This window comes from Kordiimonas aestuarii, assembly GCF_025574465.1.
Classification (GTDB): domain Bacteria; phylum Pseudomonadota; class Alphaproteobacteria; order Sphingomonadales; family Kordiimonadaceae; genus Kordiimonas; species Kordiimonas aestuarii.
This window is the reverse complement of the sequence record NZ_JAOBPP010000021.1, coordinates 407750-423100: the sequence shown is the minus strand read 5'-3', so window position 1 is coordinate 423100 and position 15351 is coordinate 407750. Positions and strand designations below refer to the sequence as shown.

The following is a 15351-nucleotide window of genomic DNA, read 5'->3' as shown; positions in this document are numbered from 1 at the left end:
AAAAACGCGGTGACTGTTGCTTGACGTGCACGTAAATCGGGGGGCACTATTGTGTCAAACCGGTGGCACGGGTGCCAGCCCGCGCCGGTTCAAGGTCCAAGGGAGGGATGTATGCAATTCAGTAATGGACGGCGTGCGCGCGTACGGTGTGCACAACTTATGCTTTCAACGGCCGCTGGCGCCATGATGGTCACAGGCGCGGCTTTCGCTCAGGAAAATCAGGATAGCGGCTCGGAATCCGGCGGTTTCGCGCTGGAGGAAATTCTTGTAACGGCGCAGAAGCGCGAAGCGACGCTTCTGGAAACGCCTGTGGCGGTTTCGGCCATTGGCGGCAGCACGATGGAGCTGGCGCAGGCGCGTGACCTTACATCGTTGCAGACGCTGGTACCAAGCCTGCAGATTGTTCAGCGCGCGTCAGCGTCGAACACCAGCTTCTCGGTCAGGGGTATCGGTTCCTCGACGTTCAACTTCGGCCTCGAGCCAGCGGTTGGTGTGTTTGTGGACGGTGTGTACCGTTCGCGCAATGGCGCGTCGGTCAATGACTTCCTCGGCATCGAACGTATCGAGGTCCTGCGTGGCCCGCAATCGACGCTCTTTGGTAAAAACACCTCGGCGGGTGTGATCAACTATGTCACCAAGGCACCACACTACGACTTTGAGGTCGAGGGTGAGCTGACATACGGCAACTATGACGCCAAGGTTGGTAAAGCCGCTGTCAACATTCCTATTCAGGAAGACCGCCTTGCTGTGCGCCTTGATGCGAACGTCAACAAGCGCGACGGCACGATCGACAATGCCGATGGTCGTCAGCTCAATGAGCGTGACCGTTTTGGCCTGCGTGGTCAGATCTTGTTTGAACCAACGGACACCACCAGCATCCGCATTATCGGTGATTATAGCGATCTGAATGAAGAATGCTGTGCGGCACCATTTTACGTGCTGGCGCCGGGGTCGCAGCAGGCGCTGACAGTGCTGGGTTCCGACATCAACGGCGCGCCTGATATCAAGGACCGCACCACCAACATCGACGGTGAAGTTGTTGTGGGCAATCTCGAGAGCTATGGCATTTCCGGCCAGATCGATATCGATTTCGAGAGCTTTACCCTGACGTCGATCACCGCCTTCCGGGGCTACCGCGAACTACAGGATATTGATGCTGACTTCTCGGACCTGCAGCTGAACAAACGCCGGGTGCTGGATCAGGACTATGATACCTTCACACAGGAAATTCGCGTGACCTCGACAACCGATGGTCCGCTCGAGTGGATGGCAGGCATCTATTATTTCAATCAGGACCTGACCGCGGATAACCAGACCATTCAGGGGCCGGGCCTGCGTCCGTTTGCCGATATCCTGTCGGGTGGTGCCATCAGCCAGCTTGAAGCAGGGCTTGGCGTGCCTTCCGGTACGTTCCTCGCGGACGGCAGTGGCCAGCTCAGGGGCTTGTTCAATCAGAAAAACGAAAGCTACAGCGCCTTTGCACAGGTGGACTGGCATGTCACTGACCGCTTCACCCTGACAGGTGGCCTGCGGTATACGCATGACAAGAAATCCATGGATTCGGATATTGTGATCAACGATCCGTTCGCGGCGCTTGATTTTGTCCAGATATTTGTGGGCCAGGCCGTGCAGCAAGCCGTTGCCCAGGCAGCCGCGCAAGGCGTGCCACCTGAAGTGATCCAGTCTACGGTTATTCCGACAGCGACAGCGCAAGCCAGTGCTGTGGCAACCAACCCTGACTATAACCCGCTTCTTGGCCTGACCGGGCTGCAGTTCTTCCCACCAGCGTCAAACGTGGACGACAGCTTCTCCAAGGGCAACCTGTCGGGCAATCTGATCGCAAACATGGAACTGGATGACAATGTCACCGTCTACGCCAGTTATGCTAGGGGCTACAAGGCGGGTGGTTTTGCGCTGGATAGTGCGGCGGCCCGGGTTGGCGACTTCCAGTTCGACGAAGAGATTTCCACCAGTTGGGAGCTTGGCCTGAAGGCACGCCTGATGGACAACCGCATGAGCCTTGATTTTGCGCTCTTTGACCAGAAGGTCGACGGCTTCCAGGAAAATATCTTCACGGGTTCCAGCTTCGTGCCAGGCAACGTGGACGCAAAAGCACAGGGGCTTGAGTTTGACGGCAAGTTCCAGGCATCGCCCGAGCTGTTGCTGACCGGTGGTTTCACCTGGCTCTGGACCGCGGAATACGACAACTTCACCAATGGTCCGTGCCCTGCGCACGACACCACCGGCTGTGAGTTTGTCGCCCCAGAGGGCGGCGGTATCCTGCGTCCGCTTCAGGACCTTTCAGGCTCCCGCCTGTCCGAGACGCCAAAATTCACGGGTAACGCAACCGCGACGTACCGCCGTGCGATTAACGACAACCTTGAAGGTTTCCTGCGTACGGAAGTGTACTACAACAGCTATACCAACCTGTCCGTCAGCCAGGATGAACGTCAATTCCAGGACGCGTACTTCCTCGTGGGTGCCAGCGTTGGTGTAGGTGACATTGACGGCGCATGGTCCTTGCAACTCTGGGCACGCAACCTCCTGAACGAGGCGTATGTGCTAGACACATTCGATTCGACAATTCCGGGTGGCAGCCTCAACGCCTATATCGGTGACCCGCGTACCTATGGCCTGACATTGCGTTTCCGCTACTAGGTTTGGGATTAAAATTGGAGAAAGAGGCGGCTCTGGCCGCCTTTTTTATTGCGCTTCGCTCGATACATGACATTTTTATTACATTTCCGCGCCGCGCTGTTATAACGCGCGAAAAGCGGTTACCGGGGGCAGGCCGCCAAAAGTGGAAGGGCACATCATGGAAAAACATAAGGTCAATGTTGACCTCGAAAAACTGCAGAGCTTTCAGGCAGGGGCAAGGGCACAGGGTCGCTCTGTCGCCAATCTGGGCATTGCTGTTGTCTTCCTTGTACTCGTACTGATTTATACTGCGGCAACGCAGGCGGATAGTCCGACGGGCATCTTTGTCATCGCCGCTGCTGTGATTGGCGCGTATATGGCAATGAATATCGGCGCCAATGACGTGGCCAATAATATTGGCCCGGCTGTGGGCTCGAAGGCGCTGACCATGATCGGCGCGCTTGCGATTGCTGCGGTCTTTGAGGCTGCAGGCGCTATCCTTGCCGGGGGGGACGTGGTCTCGACCATTCGCAAGGGTATTGTCGACCCCGCCGCGATGGCCGACCAGATGACCTTCATCTGGGCGATGATGGGCGCGCTCCTTGCCGCAGCCTTGTGGCTGAACCTTGCCACATGGCTTGGGGCACCGGTGTCGACAACCCACTCCATTGTTGGCGGTGTTGTTGGTGCAGGCGTGGCAGCGGCTGGCATGGCCAGTGTTGACTGGGTCAAGATGAGCGCGATAGCCGCGAGCTGGGTGATCTCTCCGCTTCTTGGCGCTATCGTGGCAGCCTTGTTCCTGTTCATGATCAAGAAGCTTATCCTGGCCAAAGATGATATGCTTGAAGCCTCGCGCACCTGGGTACCGGTGTTCATCGCCATCATGGCGGGCGCTTTTTCCATGTATCTGGTGATGAAAGGCCTGAAGAAAATTTGGGCACCGGGCCCTGGCATGCTGTGGATTGTCGGCTTTGGCTCTGCGGCGCTGACGTGGGCGGCGACCAAGCCGCTTGTCGCCAGAAGCTCCCGCGGGCTGGAGAACCGCCGCAAGGCAGTGGCGAAGCTCTTTACCGTGCCGCTGATCTGTTCTGCCGCGCTTTTGTCGTTTGCGCACGGGGCAAATGACGTGGCAAATGCGGTTGGCCCCTTGGCGGCCATCGTCAGCGCGGCGCAAAGCGTTGATATGGGTACCGGCAAGGTAGCACTGCCGCTTTGGGTGATGATCATCGGTGCGATCGGTATCTCCATTGGTCTGCTGCTGTTTGGTCCCAAGCTTATCCGCACTGTGGGAGAAAAGATCACCAAACTAAACCAGATGCGGGCTTTTTGTGTGGCGCTTTCGGCGGCCATTACGGTAATTGCCGCCAGCTGGCTTGGCCTGCCTGTGTCCTCCACCCATATCGCGGTTGGCGGGGTATTTGGTGTGGGCCTCCTGCGGGAATTTTTATCAACCCAGCCGAACAAAAAGATCAAAAGCGCGAGCGATAAGAAGAAGCGCGAACGCCGCCGTCTTGTGCGTCGGCGTGAAATGCTGACCATTGCAGCAGCATGGGTTATCACCGTGCCAGCGTCGGCTGTGTTGTCTGCTGGTCTTTTTTATCTATTCACGAACGTGTTTGCATAAGATAGCAATAGCTATTGAAGATAAGGGGTGGCCTTTGGGCTGCCCCTTTTTTTGTTTAGGGTGCCTTACGAGCCGGGCCTCTCGTCATACGGGCAAACAGGTTGGCGATTAACGCGCCAGAAAGCATGATCAGGCACATGGGCAGTGGGGTCGCGGCATGAATAACACCGACGGCACCTGAAAAGACAAACGACAGCGAAAACTGCAGGCTGCCCGCAAGCGCCGACGCCGCGCCCGCCCGGCGGGCCTCACCCTCAAGGGCACCGGCCATGCCGTTTGGCGATATAACACCAAGACAGGCAATAAACACAAAAAGCGGTATCAGGAACAGGGGCAGCGGCACGCTGGCAATGCCGCCGACAGCCAGTGCCACGCCCGCCGCAAGCAACACTTTCAGCGCGGTATGAAAGATAACCTTGTAGCTGAAGTGCCGGAGCAGCACACGGTTGACCTGGCTCATGACAATGAACCCAAGCGCGTTGGCGCCAAAATAATAACCAAAGTGCTCAGGCGCGACGCCGTAATAGTCGATCAACACAAAGGCCGAACCGGTAATATAGGCAAACATGCTCGAAAACGCCGCACCGCCCGCCATTGAATAACCGACAAAGTGCCGGTCGCGCAGGATATCCCGGTAGGTGCTGAAGGTGGAGCTCAGGCGGACACCCGGGTTTGGTTCATGGGTCTCCGGCAACAGCAATGAAACCGACAGGATATCGATAACGCACACGGCCGCGATCAGCAGGAAGATTGATTCCCAGCCAAAATGGAGGCTGAGCTGTGCACCAAAAATAGGGGCCAGGATGGGTGCTACGCCCATGACCAGCATCAGCAGTGAGAAAAATTTCGCTACGTCGACGGGCTCATACATATCGCGGATGATCGCGCGGGAGATCACGCCGCCCGCGCACATGCCAAAGGCCTGAAAGAAGCGGGCGACGATTAATGTTTCGATCGTGGGTGCCAACGCGCAGGCCACAGACATGGCAGCGGCAATGGCCAGTCCGATAATCATGGGCAGGCGGCGACCATAGCGATCAGCCAGCGGACCATAGATCAACTGGCCCAGAGCGACGCCGATAAAATAGACCGTCAGTGACAGCTCAATCTGGGACTGCCGGGTATCGAAATGTGCGCCGATGGCGCTGAAGGCTGGCAGGTACATATCGATCGACAGCGGCATAAGCGCTACGACGCTGCCGAGAAGAAGGGCCAATCCAAACGTATTCTGTTTGCTAAGGTGCATGATATGCCTCGCTGTTGTTATGGAACGAGGCTGGACCTTTGGCCTCGTCAGGTCTCAGCCAAGGCGGGCGAGGCTGCGGACACCGGTAACATGGCCCCGGATACCTGCTTAGGCAAGGTTCGTCACGGATTTGTCGCAAAAAAAGTGAGCAGAAGGTCATCGATGAGCGGGCGCCAGTTGTCCCAGTCGTGGCTGAAGGGCACCTCAATATAGGTCACGTCATAGCCCTTGCGCTTCAGTACGCGGTGGAATTTGCGTGCTTCTTTCGTATTGTCGCGCTTTGTACCGGTGGAGAAAAACAGCTTTAGCGGCAGGGTTTCCCGGTCGCCATACATATCGGCCAAAAGCTTGAGGTGTTTGCCGCTGGCCGGCGAGTGCATGCCGATCAGGCCAAAGTCGTCGGGGATCATCAGCCCGAAACAGGCGGCGTTGAGCCCGCCGAACGACAGCCCCATGATCAGCCGGTCCTCGCGCGCGCGGCTGACAGGGAAGGCGTGCTCGATTGTCGGGATCAGCTCATCACGGTAGAACTGCGCATAGGTGGGGTCGCACATGAACTGGTCATTGCGGCGGTTATTCGCCGGGTTGCCGGGCTCACCGCTATCGACAAAAATGGCGATGACCGGCTTCATGCGCCCGGCGGTGATCTCGCGGTCGAGCACATCTACCATGCCGCCATCGACCAGATACCACTGCCCGTCGGAAACGAAGGCGATCGGAAGGCTGTCGTCCTTCTTGGTACCATCGGGGATATAGGCGCGGAACTGCACCTTGTAGCCAAGTACCTCGCTGTCGATGACTATATTGTCAGACAAGATACCACCTGCCATGGCTGGTAGGCTGACAAATAACGCGGCGATGGCCGCGATAACCCTGAACTGCATTCCACGCCCCTTTTTGCCTGACCCCTGAGGCAGTATGAAATATTAGCTGTGGCGGCGTCACCTCAAAAATGTGTTTGCGCTGGACGGTGGCGGGCATGGGGTAAGCTGTCTCCCCTGTGTGGGCGATACGGTGTATAAAAGGTCACGGGCGGTAAGGGAGATAGAGGCATGACCGCAGACCTGTCTGACGGCTGGGACGACGTTGCCGGGCAATTTCTGGCGTTCCGAAGCAACATCGGCGCGGCGCTAGTGCGGGCATGGGCACAGCACAATCTGGCACAGGGCGGCGCGGTGGTGGATGTCGGTTGCGGCTCGGGCGTGCCGATCAGCAAAGTGTTGCATGAAGAAGGTTTTCACATATTTGGTATCGATGCATCACCAACCCTGCTGGATGCGTTCCGCCGCAATTTCCCTGACGCACCAAGTGCGTGCGAGGCAGCGCAGAACAGTCGCTTTTTTAACCGTCAGTTCGATGCGGCCGTTGCGGTGGGGTTGATGTTTTTGCTGGCGGAAGAGGACCAGCGAAAGCTGATCCGCCGGGTCGCGAAGGCCCTCCGGCCGGGCGGCCGGTTTCTGTTCAGCGCCCCACGCGCGCGCTGCGAATGGGATGACCTGCTTACCGGTCGGCGCTCCGTTTCGCTTGGCGCTGACAGCTATGAGCGAGTGCTGGCAGCGGCTGGCTTGTCGTTGCTGGATGGATATACCGACGAGGGTGAAAACCACTATTATGACGTGGCCAAACCTGCGGGATAGCTAACACTCTCGCTCGCCGCCCGGCTTGTTGCTGCTGTCACAGTCACGTGGTTCCCTAGTGTGCTTCCTGCCAGTTTTTGCCGGTGCCACAGTCCACATCAAGTGGTACGGAAATCTCAAGCGCGGGCAGGGCGGCGTGCTCCATGGTTTTCCGGATCACCGGGATGGCTTTCTCCGCCAGCCCTTCGGGCGCTTCGAACACCAGTTCATCGTGCACCTGCAACAGCATACGCACGTCCGTCAGGCCCGCCTGCTCAAGCGCGTCCGGCATCTGGATCATGGCACGGCGGATAATATCTGCGGCAGAGCCCTGAATGGGTGCGTTAATGGCTGCGCGTTCGCCAAAGCCGCGTCGCATCGGGTTTTTGTCGGTCAGCGCTGTGATATGGCACTTGCGACCAAAGAGCGTGCTGACATAGCCATGCTCCTTGGCGAATTCGACCGTTGTGTCCATATATTTGCGGATACCGGGGAAACGCTCGAAATAAGCATCGATATAGCCTTGCGCGTCACCCCGGCTGATACCAAGCTGACGTGCGAGCCCAAAGGCTGAAATGCCGTAGATAATACCGAAGTTGATGGCCTTGGCCTGGCGGCGCACCATTGGGTCCATGCCTTCGATGGGTACGCCAAAAACCTCACTTGCTGTCATGGCGTGAATATCGGTGCCGTCGGCAAACGCTTGCTTCAGCGTGCCGATATCGGCGATATGGGCCAGAAGTCTCAGCTCAATCTGGCTATAGTCAGCCGCGATGAGAATATTGCCCTCATCGGCTACAAACGCCTGCCTGATCTTGCGGCCTTCCTCGGTGCGGATGGGGATATTCTGTAGGTTCGGGTCGTTGGATGACAGACGCCCCGTGGTGGTGCTGGCCAGATGGAAGCTTGTATGCACGCGCCCGGTGCGGCTGTTCACCTGATGCACCAGCGCGTCGGTATAGGTGCTCTTGAGCTTCGAGAACTGGCGATATTCCATTACCTTCTGTGGGATGTCATGCCCTTCGGCAGCCAGTTTTTCGAGCACGTCTACATTGGTTTGCCAGGCGCCGGTTTTTTTTGACTTCTTGCCGCCGGGCAGGCGCTGCTCGTCAAACAGGATCTCGCCCAATTGCTTGGGCGAATTCACATTAAATGGCCTGCCAGCCATCTCCTGGATTTCCTTGTCCAGCCGCTCGATGCCCGCGCCAAATTCGTTCGACAGTTTCTTGAGCACGCTGACATCAACCTTGATGCCTTCCCGTTCCATGGCGGAGAGCACAGGCACCAGTGGGCGCTCGAGCGTCTCATATACCGTGGTGACTTTTTCCTGGGCCAGGCGCGGCTTGAGGATACGCCACAGGCGGCCGGTGATGTCGGCGTCCTCGGCGGCATAGTCGGTGGCTTTATCAAGCGGGACCTGGTCAAAGGTGATCTGGTTTTTACCGGTACCCGCAACTTCCTTGAACGGGATTGGCGTAATGTCGAGATGCAGGCTTGAAAGTTCATCCATGCCGTGGCCATGTTTGCCAGCATCCAGTGCGTAGGACATCAGCATGGTGTCATCAAGCGGGCTGATCAGGATGCCTTCGCGTGCCAGGATCGACATATCATATTTCAGGTTCTGGCCGACCTTGAGAACGCTGGGGTCTTCAAGCATCGGTTTCAGTGCTTTGATCACTGTGGCTTTATCAAGCTGGTTCGGTTTTTCGGCCAGAAGGTCCCCGCCGTTCATCGCATGGCCGACGGGGATATAACACGCCTTGCCGGGATCAACAGACAGCGACACGCCGACAAGGTCCGCCAGTGCGGGGTTGAGCGACGTGGTCTCGGTATCCACGGCGACAACGCCGTTTTGCACGGCCATCCTGATCCAGCGTTCCAGCGTGGCCATCTCGGTCACGCATTCATACTCGGTTTCTTCAACGGTAATGGCGTCGGTGACCGGGTCCGCGCCTACATCCACCCCGTAATAGTGCGTTGCCTTGACCTTGAGCGAGCGGAAGTTCTGCGCGTCGAGGAAAGCCATCAAGGGCTCTGGCGCCGGGTCTTCAAGCGTCATGTGCGCCAGCTCAAAGTCAACCGGCGCATCCTTGGCAAGGCGCACAAGCTGGCGGCTGATGCGTGCCATCTCGGCATATTCGATCAGGTTTTCGCGCCGCTTGTTCTGTTTGATCTCGCCCGCGCGCTCCAGCAGCGTGTCAAGGTCGCCATATTCGTTGATCAGTTGCGCGGCGGTTTTGACACCGATACCGGGCACGCCGGGCACATTATCCACGCTGTCCCCTGCAAGCGACTGCACGTCGACCACGCGGTCAGGCGCGACACCGAATTTCTCCAGCGCGCCTTCGGGGCCGAAGCGTTTGTTCTTCATGCTGTCGAACATATCGGTGCCGTCGTCGAGCAACTGCATCAGGTCCTTGTCGGAACTGACGATGGTTACACGCCAGTTTTTCTCGCGCGCCTGATGGGCATAGGTGGCGATCAGATCATCTGCCTCATAGCCTTCCATCTCAATCGCGGGCACGCCAAAGGCAACGGCGGCGTCACGGATGATGGAAAACTGTGGCACAAGATCCTCTGGTGCCGGTGGGCGGTGGGCTTTATATTCAGCATAGATGTCGTTGCGGAAGTTTTTGCGTGCTGCATCAAAAATGACCGCAAGGTGGGTCGGTTTTTCCCCGTCATTCAGGTCCTGCAGCAGCTTGAACAGCATGTTGGAGAAGCCGTAAACCGCATTTACCGGTGTGCCGTCAGGTCGCGTCATGGGCGGCAGGGCGTGATAGGCGCGGAATATGTAGCTTGAGCCGTCGATCAGATAGAGATGCGGCTCTTTGCCGTCAGATGCGGACATGAATGATCCTTGAAGTTGCTTACACCTCCCCAAGAGAGGAGGCCCCACCCTAACTTTTCCTCACGGCTGAGGTTAGAAAAAAGGTGTGACAATCACTTGTTTGTGTCTGACGGACCGCCTTGCAAAATGTACAGTCGGTCACAATATGGGCACTCTACTTTGCCGTCGTGATCCATGGTCAGGAAAACACGTGGATGGCCGAGGGCACCTTCATCGCCGTCACAGGCAACTTTTTTGGTGGTGACCAGTTTGGTTTCAGGAGCTTCTACCGTCATGAGGCTTCTCTTTTTTGGAAATTGAACGCGTGCAATTGAAATTTAGCCTTATATAACCAAGCGACGCGGTGCGAACAAGCATCGCCGTTCACGCATGTGTCGCTTTGGTGATAAAACTGGCACAAATACGTTAAAAGATTGGGTGGAATAGTGGCAAAAAACGCAATTGAGATCAGGGGCCTGAACAAAGTTTACAAGGGACGCGGCGGCGCGCCTGACAAGCTGGCACTCAAGGACATTGATCTCGACATCCCGCAAGGGTCCATGTTTGGCCTGTTGGGGCCAAATGGCGCCGGGAAATCCACTACCATCAATATCCTCGCGGGCCTTGTGAACAAGACAGCCGGCAGTGCCAGCATCTGGGGTTTCGATATTGACGATAACCCGAGGAACGCGCGCGCCAATATCGGTATTGTGCCGCAGGAGTTGATGTTTGATGCCTTTTTCACCCCGCGTGAAATGCTTGAGGTGCAGGCGGGCATGTACGGCGTGCCGCCCGCCGAACGCCGCACGGAAGAGCTCCTGAAGGCCGTGCATCTGTTTGACAAGGCTGACGCCTATTCGCGCACGCTGTCGGGTGGTATGAAACGCCGCCTGCTGGTTGCCAAGGCGCTGGTGCATAACCCGCCGATCCTGATCCTTGATGAGCCGACAGCGGGTGTGGATATCGAACTCAGGCAACAGTTGTGGGATTATGTGCGCGAGTTGCATCGCCGCGGCACCACCATTGTGCTCACGACCCATTATCTTGAAGAAGCGGAAGAGCTCTGTGACACCATCGCCATCATAAACCATGGTGAAGTCGTGGCGTGTGAGCCAACCAAGCAGCTTCTGAAACGGATCGATGAAAAAGAAGTGGTGATCGAGGTTACAGAAACCCTCACGAGCGTGCCTGCGTCGCTGTCGTCTTTCACCGCAGAGGTGCGTGAGAAAAACAAGCTCGCGGTGCAGATATCCCAGGCTGCCGGGAATGTGGGGCAGGTATTGCGTGCCGTGCAGGACGCTGGCCTGACGATCAATGACATTTCCACCAATGAAACGGATCTGGAGGATATTTTCCTTCAACTGACAAGCGATAAAGCGGAACGGAAGGACGCGGCTGAATGAGGCGCACCTATGATGTGGTGATTGTTGGGACCGGGGCGGCGGGCCTGACCGCGGCGCTCAGGCTGGCGCCGCACATGCGCGTGGCGGTACTCTCGAAAGCAGAGCTCTCGGGCGGGTCAACGCGCTGGGCGCAGGGCGGTATCGCCGCCGTGCTTGAGGCGACGGACACGGTGCAGTCCCACATCGACGATACGCTTGTGGCGGGCGCGGGGCTTTGTGACGAAGACGCTGTGCGTTTTGTGGTTGAGCGGGGCCGCGACGCTATTGAAAGCCTCATTAACCTGGGAGTTGAGTTCGACCGGGTGAACCAGGCGCACGAAGATGGTTATGACTACCACCTCACGCGGGAGGGTGGACATAGCCACCGGCGCATTATCCATGCCGCCGACGCAACGGGCAAGGCGGTGCAGAATACGTTGAACGACCGCGTGCTGGAGGAACCGAACATCGATGTCTACGAGCATCATATGGCGGTGGACGTTATCACCAACCGGCACCTCAAAAGCGAGGCATCCTATAACGACCAGGCGCACGGCGTTTATGTGCTGAATCTCGAGAAAGGCCGGGTCGAGACCTTTACCGCGCGGGCGACGATCATCGCCACCGGAGGGGCCAGCCGGGTCTATCTCTATAGCTCAAACCCCGATGCCTCCACAGGTGACGGTATCGCCATGGCCTGGCGCGCAGGCTGCCGGGTCAGCAATATGGAATTTAACCAGTTTCACCCTACGTGCCTCTATCACCCTGATGCAAAAACCTTCCTGATCACCGAGGCAATGCGCGGCGAAGGGGCGGTGCTGCGCGGGCGCGACGGGGAACGGTTCATGCCGGACTATGACGAGCGCGCTGAACTGGCGCCCCGCGACATTGTCGCCCGCGCGATCGACGCCGAGATGAAACGCAAAGGGCAGGACTGTGTGTGGCTCGATATCACTCACAAGGACGCCGATTTTGTCATTTCGCACTTCCCGACAATTTACCGGCATTGCCTCACGCTTGGCATTGATATCACCAGGGACATGATTCCGGTGGTGCCCGCAGCGCACTATACCTGCGGCGGTATCCATATCGGCCTTAAAGCCCGCACCGACCTTGACCGGCTCTATGCCATCGGCGAGTGCGCGCACACCGGCCTGCACGGCGCAAACCGCATGGCGTCCAATAGCCTCCTGGAATGCCTCGTGCTCGGCAATGCCGCGGCGGATGATATTCTTGAGAATATCGGTGGCCTGCCAGCATCCACCATTGTGCGGGACTGGGATGAAAGCCAGGTGACGGATAGTGACGAAGAGGTTGTGGTGACCCATAACTGGAAAGAACTCAGGCGCTTCATGTGGGATTATGTGGGCATTGTGCGCACAGACAAACGCCTTGCCCGCGCCAAACGCCGGGTGGATCTGCTGGCCGCCGAAATTCATGAATATTACGGCAACTTCCGGGTGACGGCTGACCTTCTTGAGCTCAGGAACCTCGTGACAGTGGCCGACCTCATTGTGCGCTCCGCCCAGATGCGCAAGGAATCGCGTGGCCTGCATTTCACGGCCGACTATCCGGATCTTGCGGCTGAACTCAGGGACACCACACTCATACCATTTGGCCGGGCGGTGTCTGACCGCGTGGCATAATGCGCCCAAGTGCCCAAAAAAAGGCCCCCGCAACCTGTGCGGAGGCCTTTTTCATATGCTGTGTGGTGGGTGCGGATTAACGCAGCGACCACTCAAGCGGCAGGATGAAGCTGAGATCACCCTGACCAGCAGGCAGTGTTGGTAGCGGGTTCAGCTTGGCGACCAGTTTCGGGATCTCATTGTCGAGAACATCCTCGCCGGTGCTTTCGATGATCTCGTGTGCGGTGATGGAGCCATCGGCTGAAACCACAAGGCGTACCTTTGCCTTGCCTTCGATTTCACGGGCCTGTGCGGCGCGCGGGTATTTCTGGTTTTTCATCAGTTTTGACACAACGGCTTTTTTCCAGCTGTCCATGTCATCGGCAAACGCAGGTGTTGCAATGGTTGTAAAGAGGGCGCCAGCAACGATCGCGGCAATCAGGGAGGTTTTTTTCATTTTGAAAACTCTCAACGGTGTTAAATCTGCGAGAAGCATATGGACTAAATAGATTAACCAATGGTTACCGGCAGTTAGCTAAAATTGTAGCTATTTTTACCGTCCGGAAAAGCGCGGAATACTGCCGTTTTCTGGCGTCTCCATGAGGGCGATCAATACGGGGTCGGGTAAGGGCTTCGTGTTGTCAGGGCGCGAATCGCTGATTCGGTAAAACAAGGTGGACGGCTGGGGTAAAGAAAAAGGCCCCGACAAGCGGTCAGGGCCTCTTCTACTCTAAACGAATAAGGTGGTACTCAGAACAAAAACTGGTTTAGTTCAGCGTCCAGGTCAGGGGCAGCAGGAAGGAGAGTTCATCCTGCCCACCCGGCAGTGCCGGCAGCGGGTTCAGCTTTTCAACAAGCTTTGGAATTTCGCGGTCCAGCACGGCTTCACCGGTTCCTTCGACAACTTCATGGCTGGTGATCGAACCATCCGCGGCCACAACAAGGCGAACCTTTGCCTTGCCTTCAATTTCCCGCGCGATGGCGGAGCGCGGATAGCGCTGGTTCTTGGCAACGGCCTTGATCACCTGGACCTGCCATTTTTTCATATCATCAGCAGCGTGAGCGGGCGCACTTGCGGCGGTAAAGACAAAAGTGAGCGCGATCACGCTGGCGACAAATAAGGTAAAATTCTTCAACATGGTTCCCATCCGAGTGTTAGCTGGTTTTCGTTTGGGCGCCTGAAAGTCCATGATGCCATTTGGCGTAACCCCCATGCGCAAGCACTTGGCATGCTTTATAAGGGACATGGGCTTAATCATAGGTAATTAATTCCCTAAAATTTTAACTAGTTGCGGGAGAAGGGGGTAAGGTATTGAAATAAATTGTTATTTTTCTCATGTTTTGTTGAATTTTTTTACAACCAATCAAATGATTTGCGTGTATTTCCGCGAACCGACAGGAAAATCCTTAACCACATGGCATCCGGCATTGTAAATTCGGGTGGAATTTGGCTTGCATGGCTGGGGGCCCGCGTGTACTGTCCGCGCCGGAATCAGGCCTATGCCTGACCCTTGGGTGAAGCATCTTTACCCCCACGCCGTGGCACAGTTTTGGCACAGGCACCCGTAGCTCAGCTGGATAGAGCGCTGCCCTCCGAAGGCAGAGGCCAGGGGTTCGAATCCCTTCGGGTGCGCCATTTTTCCGCAATGTTTCAATGGTTTTGCGTCACACTCTGATTGTTCAGAGTGGCGTCTTGTAGTTTTTGGGACACTGTGGATAGTGCAATGCAGTTGCTTTTAGTTGTATTGCTACAATTCAGTGATGCCTGAAATTGCCGCGTAAGTGAGGGGGAGATATTCACACAGTCATGCGAGCGCTCGCTTCGCGGCAGACCGCCTGTTCAAGCACGGTTTCATGGTTGCGGCTGTCGATGGTGAATTGAATGTCAGGATGTTTTTCAAGGAAACTTGCAATAAAGGAAGCTGGCACCCCTTCCACACAACTGGGCGGGCCGACCACCCGCAGTTGCCCCCTGGCGAGTGTGCGCAGATCCTCCGCCATCAGTTGCACCCGACCGAAGCTCGAAAGCGCGAGGTCGATTTCCAGGCAGAGGTCTTGCGCTTCCGGGAGCGGGATAAGCCTCCCCTTGTCACGGAAGAAAAGCTCGAGGCCGATTTCCTTCTCGAACTGAGCAAGCTGGCGCGACACCGCGGATTGGGTAAGGCCGAGTGTATGCGCCGCTTCGGTCACCGAGCCCGTGCGCATGATCTCACGAAAGCTTTCGAGATTTCTGATTTTCGGTCGTGTCACCGTGCATCCATCCCGCGCGCAATATGGATGCGAGGCTAAATGTCTCCCATCGGCCATGTAAGTTCATTCCAAAAATCCATGGATGTATTCCAGATGGGAAGGCTATGAAGCGTTGCGGCAGGCCATCGTTGCCCGAAAGTG

Annotated in this window: 12 protein-coding genes and 1 tRNA gene; 6 read left to right on the top strand and 7 right to left on the bottom strand. The window is 56.9% G+C overall.

Going from position 1 to position 15351, the window contains the following annotated elements; all coding sequences use genetic code 11:
- Positions 1-111: 111 nt before the first annotated feature.
- Both OEU85_RS14620 and OEU85_RS14615 read left to right on the top strand, forming a co-directional pair.
- On the top strand, positions 112-2658 hold the full coding sequence (locus tag OEU85_RS14620) for a TonB-dependent receptor (protein WP_262692250.1): 2547 nt from the start codon (positions 112-114) through the stop codon (positions 2656-2658).
- A gap of 157 nt (positions 2659-2815) precedes the next feature.
- Positions 2816-4261 (top strand): inorganic phosphate transporter, encoded by a 1446-nt coding sequence (locus tag OEU85_RS14615; RefSeq protein WP_262692249.1) that lies wholly within the window; start codon positions 2816-2818, stop codon positions 4259-4261.
- 55 nt (positions 4262-4316) lie between these two features.
- On the opposite strand, the gene OEU85_RS14610 is transcribed toward OEU85_RS14615, so the two are convergent.
- Together OEU85_RS14610 and OEU85_RS14605 are read right to left on the bottom strand one after the other, a co-directional pair.
- Entirely contained in the window at positions 4317-5507 is a 1191-nt protein-coding gene (locus tag OEU85_RS14610; protein ID WP_262692248.1) for a Bcr/CflA family multidrug efflux MFS transporter, read from the bottom strand.
- A 122-nt stretch (positions 5508-5629) separates the two neighbouring features.
- A complete protein-coding gene (locus tag OEU85_RS14605; RefSeq protein WP_262692247.1) occupies positions 5630-6391 on the bottom strand; it encodes an alpha/beta hydrolase in 762 nt (253 codons plus the stop codon).
- Between the two features lie 168 nt (positions 6392-6559).
- Between OEU85_RS14605 and OEU85_RS14600 the strand changes: the two genes are divergently transcribed.
- Positions 6560-7144: a class I SAM-dependent methyltransferase gene (locus OEU85_RS14600; protein ID WP_262692246.1), complete on the top strand. Its 585-nt coding sequence runs from the start codon at positions 6560-6562 to the stop codon at positions 7142-7144.
- 55 nt (positions 7145-7199) lie between these two features.
- On the opposite strand, the gene polA is transcribed toward OEU85_RS14600, so the two are convergent.
- Positions 7200-9974 carry a DNA polymerase I gene (gene polA, locus OEU85_RS14595; protein ID WP_262692245.1) on the bottom strand — a complete coding sequence of 925 codons (2775 nt, stop codon included), beginning with the start codon at positions 9972-9974 and terminating at the stop codon, positions 7200-7202.
- Positions 9975-10066: 92 nt separating this feature from the next.
- Entirely contained in the window at positions 10067-10249 is a 183-nt protein-coding gene (locus tag OEU85_RS14590) for a zinc-finger domain-containing protein (RefSeq protein ID WP_262692244.1), read from the bottom strand.
- 150 nt (positions 10250-10399) lie between these two features.
- Here OEU85_RS14590 and OEU85_RS14585 point away from each other — a divergent pair, with 150 nt between their 5' ends.
- Positions 10400-11356 carry an ABC transporter ATP-binding protein gene (locus tag OEU85_RS14585; protein ID WP_262692243.1) on the top strand — a complete coding sequence of 319 codons (957 nt, stop codon included), beginning with the start codon at positions 10400-10402 and terminating at the stop codon, positions 11354-11356.
- Positions 11353-12981: an L-aspartate oxidase gene (gene nadB / locus OEU85_RS14580; protein WP_262692242.1), complete on the top strand. Its 1629-nt coding sequence runs from the start codon at positions 11353-11355 to the stop codon at positions 12979-12981. Before OEU85_RS14585 ends, nadB begins: the two co-directional genes overlap by 4 nt.
- 76 nt (positions 12982-13057) lie before the next feature.
- Here nadB and OEU85_RS14575 read toward each other — a convergent pair whose 3' ends face one another.
- Both OEU85_RS14575 and OEU85_RS14570 read right to left on the bottom strand, forming a co-directional pair.
- A complete protein-coding gene (locus OEU85_RS14575) occupies positions 13058-13417 on the bottom strand; it encodes an energy transducer TonB (protein ID WP_262692241.1) in 360 nt (119 codons plus the stop codon).
- A gap of 310 nt (positions 13418-13727) precedes the next feature.
- On the bottom strand, positions 13728-14099 hold the full coding sequence (locus OEU85_RS14570) for an energy transducer TonB (RefSeq protein ID WP_262692240.1): 372 nt from the start codon (positions 14097-14099) through the stop codon (positions 13728-13730).
- A gap of 420 nt (positions 14100-14519) precedes the next feature.
- Between OEU85_RS14570 and OEU85_RS14565 the strand changes: the two genes are divergently transcribed.
- Positions 14520-14596, top strand: a tRNA-Arg gene (locus tag OEU85_RS14565).
- A gap of 161 nt (positions 14597-14757) precedes the next feature.
- Here OEU85_RS14565 and OEU85_RS14560 read toward each other — a convergent pair.
- Positions 14758-15210 carry a LysR family transcriptional regulator gene (locus tag OEU85_RS14560; RefSeq protein WP_262692239.1) on the bottom strand — a complete coding sequence of 151 codons (453 nt, stop codon included), beginning with the start codon at positions 15208-15210 and terminating at the stop codon, positions 14758-14760.
- Positions 15211-15351: the final 141 nt, after the last annotated feature.